The organism is Chitinophaga sp. (genome assembly GCF_036566945.1).
Lineage (GTDB): Bacteria > Bacteroidota > Bacteroidia > Chitinophagales > Chitinophagaceae > Chitinophaga.
Map to the genome: position 1 here is coordinate 1 of NZ_DATCVJ010000866.1, position 10649 is coordinate 10649.

A 10649-nucleotide genomic window follows, 5' to 3' on the forward strand; every position below is an offset into this window, starting at 1 on the left:
ATGCGGAACATATTGTGATCCTCATGCAGGAGAACCGCTCTTTTGATCATTGTTTTGGAACATTACAGGGCGTACGCGGGTTTAATGACCCAAGAGCAGTATGGTTACCGGATGAAAAGCCGGTATGGTTTCAGACCAATGAAAACGGCGATACGTATGCACCTTTTCGTCTAAATATTAAAGACACCAAAGCCACGTGGATGGGGGCTTTACCACATTCCAGGCCCAGTCAGGTAGATGCATATAATAAAGGCCGCTACGATAAATGGCTGATAGCAAAACGCCCCGGCAACAAAGAATATGCTGCCATGCCGTTGACGATGGGGTATTATACCCGGGAAGATTTGCCTTTCAACTACGCGATGGCAGATGCTTTCACCGTTTGTGACCAGAACTTTTGTTCGGCGATGACCAGCACTACACCTAACCGCTCCTTTTTCTGGACCGGTAAAATAGTGCATGAAGAAAACGGTATCCCCAAAGCACATATCCGTAATGATGACTACAGTTACGCAAAATTACCCTGGAAAACATTTCCCGAACTACTACAGGAAAATGAGATCTCCTGGAAATTTTATCAGAACGAACTTAGCTGTGGCGGTGGGTTTAAAGGCGAAGAACGCGCCTGGCTCGCCAACTTCGGCTGCAACCTGCTCGAGTTCTTTGCCGCTTATAACGTGAAATTCTCAGAGCGATATATCAGCGCGTTGATGAAACAGGTGGAAACACTCCCGGATGAAATCAATAAGTTACAGGAAGCCAGTCCTTCCTCTGAAGATGCCGCCGCAAAAATCCGTACCGACATCTCCAAAAAACAGGCAGTACTGGATAATGCCACCAAAGAACTGCTGCAATGGAACAAGCAAAGCTATGAGAAACTGACGCCACAGCAACAGGCATTGTATCAACGCGCCTTTGTCGTAAATAGTAATGACCCGGAATACAGAAACGTTACCAAAGTAGCGTATAAAGACGGACAAACAGACCGCGAAATAACGGTACCTGCCGGAGATGTATTACATCAGTTTAGAACAGATGTAAACGAAGGCAAACTACCATATGTATCCTGGCTGGCAGGACCGCAGAATTTTTCTGATCATCCCAGCGCACCCTGGTACGGCGCCTGGTATGTGTCTGAAATCCTCGACATCCTTACCCAACGCCCGGAAGTATGGAAGAAAACTATTTTCATCGTTACCTACGATGAAAACGATGGTTATTTTGATCACGTAGTCCCTTTTTCCATTTGTGATAACAATATTCCCGGTACGGGTAAATGTTCTGCCGGCATAGATACGGAAATAGAACAGGTAAGACTGGCACATGAACTGAAGCAGGGTGTGAGTGAAAAGCAGGCGAGGGAAGCCCCGGTAGGACTGGGTTTCAGAGTACCTATGATCATTGCTTCCCCCTGGAGCAGAGGTGGCAAAGTTTGTTCTCATGTATTTGAGCACACTTCTACCTTGCAGTTCCTCGAAACATTTTTTAATAAGAAGTTGAATAAGCAATTGCACTCCGAAAATATCAGTCAGTGGAGACGTACCATCAGCGGTGATTTGACGGCTGCCTTTAGTCCGTTTAATACCACTACACCCGCTAAGCAAATTTTCCTGAACCAGCAGCGGGTAGTGGAGAATATCAACAATGCCCGCTTCAAAGAAGTGCCTACGGGCTTCCGCAAAATATCATCGGAAGACGTGACCGCATTTAAAAATCATCGCAAACCGGCGTCCCTGCAGCAGGAAAAGGGTACACGCCCTTCCTGTGCATTGACCTATGAATTATTGGCCGATGCACAATGGCAACATGATCAGCAACAACTGTCGCTGAAAATGCAGGCGGCTAAAGGACTTTTTGGAGAAAGCGCTTCCGGTGCTCCTTTTACCGCTTACACTTCTCTTCCTTATCAGGATAAAAAAGAAGAAAGTGCTGCTGCCGGCAGAAGCTGGGCTTTTGCGGTAGCCGCCGGAGATACACTTCAATATGAGTGGCCGGCAAAAGCCTTTGCCAACGGACATTATCACCTGCACCTGCATGGCCCCAACGGCTTCTACAGGGAATTCAAAGGTAGTCCCCAACATCCGCAGCTGGATATACAACTCAGCTATGAAAGCGCCGGCAAATTGAAAAAGAAAGCCACCGGCAACCTCGCATTTCGTATAACCAATACCGGTAGTGCAGCCCGTGATTTCACTATCACCGACAACGCATATAATGGAAAGGTAATTCAGCGGAAAGTAGCGGCAGGAGAGAGTCTTGACTTAATATTGCCACTGCAGAAAAGTCAGGGCTGGTATGATTTCACCGTCCATGCAGCCCGCTTTGATACATTTAGCCAGCGTTATGCCGGCAAAGTAGAAACAGGAACGGAAAGCATCACGGACCCGTTCATGGGGAGAGCATAAGGCTTAACGCAGAAAGCAAAAAGCTATTGTCGCAAATAATCAATCGCTTCAATAGCTTTTTGCTTTCCGCTTTATGCTTTCCGCTTATTGCAATAGCTTTTGCTTTCTGCTTTATCCTTTCTGCTTACTGGAGCATTTGCTGCACTGGTTTACCTACGCATCCGCTAGGCATCTGTATATGCAGCATGGCAGCCAGTGTGGCGGCAATATCTGTCATATGCACGGTTTCATTGGTAGCGCCATGTTTTACATGCCATCCCATAAATACCAGTGGAATATGAATATCGAACGGATTCCAGTTACCATGGGTGGTACCTTTTGTAGACCCTTCAAACCATCCTGGCTCAGGAATCACGATCACAGAACCGGTACGTTTACGGTTGTAACCATTAATGGCCATAGTATTGAGAGGCTCTGGCAGCGGGTTAGCGCCGATGTTGTCCAGATCCGCCGCAAACTGTATACCTGGTTGTGCTTCGAAATATTCGATGGTAGCTTTTTTCACCGCATCGTAATCCAGTTTAGCCGCGGCTATCTTCGCCTTATCGTAGCTTACGTGGTAGTTCATGAAAGAAGTAACCAGTTTGCCCGCGCCAAAACGCTTATTCAGCGTGCTATCCAGACCGGAAATCAGTTTCCTGCCCTCTACCAGACCAGCAGGCAAATTGTGTTCCTGCATAAATTTAACCGCATGCGCAGCACCATGATCGGCTGTCAGGAATACGAGGTAATTGCCTTTACCTACTTTTTGATCCAGGTAGGTGAAGAAAGATGATAAGTCTTTGTCCAGACGCAGATAGGTGTCTTCTACTTCAATAGAGTTAGGACCATATTTATGTCCAACGTAATCAGTAGAAGCGCAGTTGATCGTCAGGAAGTCGGTGGCAGCGCCGTTACCCAGGTCGTAACCTTCTACGGCAGCTTTGGCGAAATCCAGTGTCAGCGTATTACCGGAAGGAGTAGACCGCAGGTTGCCCGGGTCTTTTTTATACACGTCTTTCAGCTGATGCGGAAATACAGGTGCTTTTTCTCCCGGGAAAGTACCTTCCCAGGCTACGTTATCTTCACTGCTCTGGGTATAAGTACCAATAGGATACAATGTTTCCCATGGCTTAGACATCAGCTGCTGCGGCTCTTTACGGTCGTTGAAGCTTTTTACCCAGGCAGGCAGTTCATTCATATAATAAGTACTGGTAATAAAGCTGCCATTACTATCGTCCAGCCAGAAAGCCCCATTAGGAGTATGCCCTGCAGGAAGAATAGAGGCGCGGTCTTTTAATGATACGCCTACTACCTTGGAACGAAAGTTCGTCGCAAATCTCAGCTCATCTGTAATGGTAGATGCCAGCAGGTTACGCGGCGACATTTTGCCAGCGGAACTGGTACTGCCTACCGGTTGTACGGTGGTATCTTCTGTGCAATACCATTTTCTTCCGGTAACCTGGTCTGGCCAGTCATTACCGGTGATGCCGTGAATGGCAGGTACGCTACCGGTATATATGGTGCTGTGTCCTACAGCGGTGAATGATGGAAGGTGACTGATAAATGTGTTCTCGCAGGAAAATCCATCGCCCAGTAAGCGTTTGAATCCTCCGGTTTCATAACGGTCGTAATAACGATACAGGTAATCCCAACGCATCTGATCCACTACAATACCCACAATCAACTTGGGTTTTTCATTGGTTTGGGCGACTGCCGTTAAACCCTGAAGCGCTGTGAATGCCCCCAGAATAGCGGTAGCCATTGATTTTGTCATTCCATTCATAATGAAGATTTTTTCATTTTTTTTGGTTCACACCCCAAAACGGGAATCGACAAACGTAATGAAAAAAATAATAAATGCCAGCCACTTTTACACGAGCGTGTGTTAACTACTGTTAACGGTTTTTCTCATATGTTATTAAAAAGGGTAGGGATCCGGCCATGCCTTCCACGATATCCTGCCAATGTTGTTTGGTTTATAAACCGGCCACCATAAGGGATTTTGTCGGGTTGTAGTTGTTTTGTAGATATGCCTGTATATGCGATGTAGCTTCCCAAATTTTGAGATTACCGGGGAAGAACAGCATCTTTGTAAGCAGAAATACCCGGTGAGCATTCACCCTATCTATCGTAAAAACAGCTCATATCCTGATGAAGCAATTGATATTGACATTACCATTTTTGTTCCCGGCGGCTCTTGTGCTGGCGCAACAGCCCGTCATCGCCGACTATCTCGGCAGGTTTGAAGGCACACTGGCCCCCGTGAAGATCCGCCAGCAAAAACAGTTGCTGCATTCTTCCGGCGCAGTACTCATTGATAAATTGGAAAACAACGGTTATTATAATACCGTAGTAGGCATAAAACATAATGCCTACGGTGCTATTAATAATGCCGGTAAAGTAATTGCCCCATTTAAATATGATGAAGTCACACTCGAGGATGAACAGGACAAAACGTTTCCCGAAAAAAACTACTGCTTCCTGATCATCCGCCTCAACGGGAAATATGGTGCAGTAGATACATTGGGCAATGTCCTTTGTCCCCCTCTTTACAAGGAAGTAGGTAGCCTGACTCCCCATTTGATAAAATTTAAAAAAGAAGACGCGTGGGGATGGCTGGATATAAAAACAGGCAAGGTGTTGCAATCTCCCAAATACCAGGAAGTAGAGAAAAGTTATGCATTGGAGCATGCGGTACAGATAACACAGGCCGGCAAAGTAGGACTGGCAGCGGAAGACGGCAGCATCATTGCAGCGCCGGACTATACTTCTTTTGAGTACCTCGGCTATGAAGGCAGCGCATATTTTGGCTATACCATCAACGGCAAAAGTGGCATCATGGATAAAACCGGTAAACAAATAACGCCAGCTATCTATGATCAATGCGGCCGTGGCCCGTCTGCAAACCTTTTTGGAGTGACGAGTAAAGGAAAAGCCGGTATCGTGGATACGGCAGGTAATTTCGTACAGCCGTTGCAGTATACGAAGACGGAGCCCATGGTCAACACCATGATCGTGTTTATGGGCAATAAATGCGGCGTGATCAATGAATCTGGTAAAGAAATTATTCCACCCCAATACGACGCCATTAAGGCCCTGAATGCAAAGGGGGAGGAGCTGTATGGAGGATCGGTGATAGATAGCTATGGTAGAACGATCGATGGTCCCGCTTATTTCATGGTCACCCAGGGCCGCTATACCAGCTTGTTTGATCAGGCAGGAAAACAATTACTGCCTTTTGAATATGAGCACATCGCCATCAGCTTTTACCACGATACGCCTTACCTGGAAGTAATTAAAAATAACAAAAGTGGCCTCCTGGACCTACAGGGGAAAATCATCTTTCCTCCAACATATGACGAAATCCGTTTGGGCTACAGCGACCATTATTTTTACCAGGACGATGGAGCAGGTGCAGATAAAGGAAATTATCTGCCTGTTATAAATGGTAACCATCTTGGCTTGTTTAATACCAGCACCGGTAAAGAGGTGCTGCCACCCAAATACGACTGGATGCAGTGGCAAAACCCGGCAATCCTTTACCTGAGAAGTGGAGATACGACTTTGTTAGCTACAAAGACCGGCAAAATTATCAGGGGAGGACAGCAATATGGGTTTTATACTGCAGTAGATACCAACCGCATTGTGGAAACACGCTATGCGAATGATGGCAGGAGCATATGTGAACTCTCGGACCTTGCCGGTAATATATTATATACCAATCCCCGTTGGGAATTTAAGGAAGACAGGTATTCCCGGACCCTGATGCCCGACAGTCTAAGGAGCGGTCATGCGCAATACAACAACGGCTTGCTGAAAATATGGGGCGATCCCCGCGACAACGTATTTGTAGATAGCGCCGGGAAAGAAGTGGTATTTGATGGCTACAGCTTCGTGGGTGACTTCAGCGAAGGGCTGGCCCTGGCTGGAAAAGACCTGGCTCCGCAGCATACGGTGTATGGCATTATTAACCGGCAACAACAAGTGATCCTGCCCATTTCCATGGATGATATTACCCGGCTGGAAGATGGCATCCTGATGGTAAAGAAGGGGGAACTAAAAGGATTGATTAAAAAAGACGGGGCTATGCTCTTGCCCGTCAAATACGAGCGCATAGATAAAGAATATAGTATCCCTTACTATAAGCTATACACCGGCAAACTATACGGCATGGCAGATGCCACCCGAAAAGAAATTTTGCCCGTGGTATTTGATGAAATCTATTACCAGGAAAGGGCGAAACTTTTCCGGGTAACCAAAGCCGGGAAAATGGGGATCGCTGATATGAACGGCAAAATGATCATCCCTGCTATCTATGAGGAATTGGAGATGAACGAGAATGATGATAATATTTTTCCTTTGCTGGTGAAAGAAGGAAAATGGTATTTCTACCTGGATAAAAACGGGCAGCCATTGCCTTATCGCTCAGAGAAAAAGAAAAGTTACAATGATTAAAATGCCCTGGCATATGATGATAAGATGGTTACTGGCTGGCAGCTTATTGCTGGCAGCACCTGCGGTGATCGCACAAAAGGGATCTGTTTTTGTAAGGGGCTTTGCCCGCATCGAAGCCAACAACAAAAGCTGGTTTATCAATACCAAAGGTGAAAATGCTTTTGATGAAGCCATCGCCATGTATCATCCGGTAGACAGCAACGCAGACAAGAGTAGTAACCATCAGTTGATCGACGACAAAGAAACCATGACACTGGTGCGTCGCAATGGTAAAATGGGCGTAGTAAATGATCAGGGAAACTGGGTGCTGCAGCCGGTATACGATACCATTGACCTGAGATGGAAAACCTACCTGGAGCTGCATCAGGGCGATAAAATCGGGTATGCAGACACACACGGCAAATTATTGCTGCCCCTGCAATTCCAGGAGGCCGGCATCCTCGATGAGGATCATTTTGATGTAAAAACAAATGGTAAATGGGGCGTGTTCAGCGTGCCAAAAAATAAACTGGTGATACCCGCCATATACGAAGCCTTCGATTACTGCGGTGGCTGCGGCGCCAAAGGCGGATATGTTTTTGCACAGCAAAACGGCCAATGGGGTGTGGTGGACTTCAACAATAAAGTACTGCTGCCTTTTGCATACGAACATGAACACGCCTTCATGCGCAGCGACAATTGGGTGCTGTGCTTTAAAAAGAAAGGCGCAGAAGTAGTACTCAATATGGGCACGAACAAAGAATACCTGGCCCCGGAGTACACCAATATGGAACTGATCGGCAACAGTTTGCTAAAGGCAAAGAAGAACGGGCACTATGGTTTGATCGGTGAAGATGGTACGATCGTGGCAGATTTTGTGTATGATGAAATAGAAAGCCAGGAAGGGGAACCGGACGCAGGGCCGTTTCTCACCATCACTAAAAATAAAAGAACCGGTGTGATCCGGGAAGATGGCAAAATTATCATCCCGCCGGCATATGACGGTAACATCACCTGTTATGCAGATTGTTTTATTGTACCGGTAAACGGGAGCTACAATTTGCTGGACACCACCGGCAAAAAGTTATTGCCTAAAGATTATACAGAAATCACCGCTATGGGCAGCACTTTCAGTGCGGAAACAGCCACACCGCTGTTTATACTGAAACAAAAAGCCCTGTATGGTTTCTACAATCCATTGAACAAAAAAACAGTGGCGCCCGCCTTTTTTGAAATAGATCGCACCGATTCGGAATCACCCCTGCATGGCTTGCTGGAAGTAAGTTATCAGGAGAAAAAAGGATTGTACGATGTAAGCGGGGAACAGGTATTACCCATGTTGTATCAGGACTATGCGGCGTTGTCCGACCACCTGATTTTAGTAAAACAGCAGGGCAATGCGGGACTGTACGACAGCAAAAATAAACGGATGCTCTTACCACCTGCCTTTAACAGTATAGACCTGTTAGAAAGCGATAGCACCCTGCTGCTGGTAACAAAGCATACGAATGAAAATTATTTACGAGGACTATACGATCATAAAGGCGCGGTGATATTGCCAGTGGTTTACAGCACTGTGCAGGAGCTCGGACAGCATCAGTACCTGCTGACAACTGATCAGGGCGGGAAACCGCAGTATAGCATCTTTAACAGTGATAGCCGGCAAAAGACGCCACTGAATTACGACTATGTAAGTGTGGGCGTACCATCAGATAAATTGATCGTTACCAAAGGAGACAATACCGGTATTGTGGACACCCGTGGACATATAGTCGTTCCCGTTAGCTACGAAAAAGTGACGTACTTAAAGAATAATATTATCCGGTTGGTAAACGATCAACGGATGTTCGGTTACGCAGATAGTACCGGTAAACTGATCGTCCCACTGGAATACGATGTAGAAGCATATGGAAGGGAAAGCACGGAGGATACCACTTACCTGCTGCTCGCCAAAAAAGACGAGCATGGCGACTACCGGCAGGGACTGGCTTCCGGCAGTGGAGCTATCCTGGTACCACCGATCTATGACAGGGTGCTGTCTGAAAGAAATGGCCATGGATTCCTGGTACAAAAAGGGCGGAAGTTTACCGTCCTGAACAATGCCGGGCAACCCATCAGTACGCTGGCATTCGATGATGTGGTGTTGGCGGAAAATCCGGGCTATGGCGCCAGCAGCGTAGTATATTCGTTCCCGTTGCTGTGCAGAAAAGGACAAGAATACCAGTATCTGGGAGAAGATGGACAACTATTGCCGTTAAAAATTACGGAAGTCACCACATTTTCACCTGCTGAAACTTACGGTATTCCTGCATTGTAGATAAACCTGCCCGAAAATATGATCACTACTGATTTATTTCGCCGGGGATTTGTTATTTTTAATCACAGAATAGTATATAGACGTTTTCATTGAGTTTGCACAAGGAATGTACCATCCTCCCGCAGTTGCCGTCGTATAAATGCAGGTAGTTCGTTACCCGGAAACCGCTGTGACCATATGCGTAAGTCCCTTTTATTGTTTGTCGTGTCGCTGACACTCGTTTTTTCGTTGTTGGTGGTATTGCTTTTTTCAGGGTTTCACGTGCATCGGCCAGGCGCCGCCGTCAGCGCTGTGCTGTTGGCGATCCTGCTGGTGGTTGCGGCAGCCATTGTAATATGGCGAAAAAATCAGCAGATTTATCTCGCGAAACAACTGGCAGAAGAACAAGCTAAAGCGCGCACCGACTTCCTGAATAATATGAGCCATGAAATGCGCACCCCGCTAACCTCCGTTGCCGGCTTTGCGGAACAACTCGGATATACATCGCTGAGTCCTGAACAAAAGAGAATGGTGTTGTCTATAGAAGCCGCTACCACTATGCTTGTACAGGTAGTGAACGATGTGTTCGATTTTTCAAAACTGGAAAACGACTATATCTCATTTACCCCACAGCCTTTTGTATTATACCAGGTATATAACGAAGTAGTAGACATCATGCGGATACAGGCGGTAAAGAAAAACCTCGAATTCCAGGTGAGCTTTGAAGGCGATAAAAACGGACAGGTGAAAGGGGATATTTTCCGCCTCAAACAAATCCTGATCAATCTTATCAGCAATGCCGTGAAGTACACAGATAAGGGCAGTATTACGGTAACGGCTACACTCAGTAACCAGGATGATGCAAAGTCGCTGTTCAGTTTCACCGTCACCGATACGGGTGAGGGGATCAGCGCAGAAGCCCAGCAACATTTGTTTGAACGCTTCTTCCAGGCAGGGAACTCACCGAGCGATACTAAAGGCACCGGCCTGGGACTGGCTATCACCAAACGGCTGGTCAATTTACAGGGCGGTGAAATTACGGTGAACAGCGAGCTGCATAAAGGCGCCAGCTTTACTTGTGAGATCCCTTATGAAAAAATTTCGGTGCCGCTGATGATGACCAACAGCCAGAAAGACATCCACGAGATGACTGGTTCGTTTATGGAAGGGCGTTATGTGCTCATTGCCGACGATCAGGAGATGAACCTGCTGCTGCTGAAATTAATACTGACCCGCTGGAAATGCCGCTTCGATATGGCCACCGATGGTATCGGTGCCATGGAACTTTTCAACCAGTATAACTACGACCTGGTATTGCTCGACCTGCATATGCCCGGTTTGACCGGTATAGAAGTGATGGAACAAATCCGCCGCGATAAAGATCCGGTAAAAGCCGCCGTACCTGGGCTGGCATTAACCGCCAATATCACCGCGGAAGATAAAGCGGCCTTCATACGCGTAGGCTTCAATGGCTGGCTGCTGAAGCCTTTCCGGGAAAAAGAGATTTATCAGGAGATTATGAAACACGTGCC

5 protein-coding genes are annotated in these 10649 nt (G+C 46.7%); 4 read left to right on the forward strand and 1 reads right to left on the reverse strand.

Going from position 1 to position 10649, the window contains the following annotated elements:
• The coding region (locus tag VIP81_RS26180) for a phosphocholine-specific phospholipase C (RefSeq protein ID WP_331968195.1) at window positions 1-2405 on the forward strand (2405 nt) is incomplete at its 5' end.
• A gap of 124 nt (window positions 2406-2529) precedes the next feature.
• On the opposite strand, the gene pafA is transcribed toward VIP81_RS26180, so the two are convergent.
• A complete protein-coding gene (gene pafA, locus VIP81_RS26185) occupies window positions 2530-4170 on the reverse strand; it encodes an alkaline phosphatase PafA (protein WP_331968198.1) in 1641 nt (546 codons plus the stop codon).
• A gap of 368 nt (window positions 4171-4538) precedes the next feature.
• On the opposite strand from pafA, the gene VIP81_RS26190 reads away from it, so the two are divergent.
• From VIP81_RS26190 to VIP81_RS26200, 3 genes are all read left to right on the forward strand, one after another.
• Window positions 4539-6842, forward strand: coding sequence for a WG repeat-containing protein (locus VIP81_RS26190; protein WP_331968201.1), 2304 nt, complete (start codon window positions 4539-4541; stop codon window positions 6840-6842).
• A 13-nt stretch (window positions 6843-6855) separates the two neighbouring features.
• On the forward strand, window positions 6856-9138 hold the full coding sequence (locus tag VIP81_RS26195) for a WG repeat-containing protein (protein WP_331968204.1): 2283 nt from the start codon (window positions 6856-6858) through the stop codon (window positions 9136-9138).
• A gap of 177 nt (window positions 9139-9315) precedes the next feature.
• The coding region (locus tag VIP81_RS26200; protein WP_331968207.1) for an ATP-binding protein at window positions 9316-10649 on the forward strand (1334 nt) is incomplete at its 3' end.

Excerpts from the sequence above, each read along its gene's own strand:
- pafA (WP_331968198.1), bottom strand. The coding sequence starts at position 4,170 with ATGAATGGAATGACAAAATCAATGGCTACCGCTATTCTGGGGGCATTC.
- VIP81_RS26190 (WP_331968201.1), top strand. The coding sequence starts at position 4,539 with ATGAAGCAATTGATATTGACATTACCATTTTTGTTCCCGGCGGCTCTT.
- VIP81_RS26195 (WP_331968204.1), top strand. The coding sequence starts at position 6,856 with ATGATGATAAGATGGTTACTGGCTGGCAGCTTATTGCTGGCAGCACCT.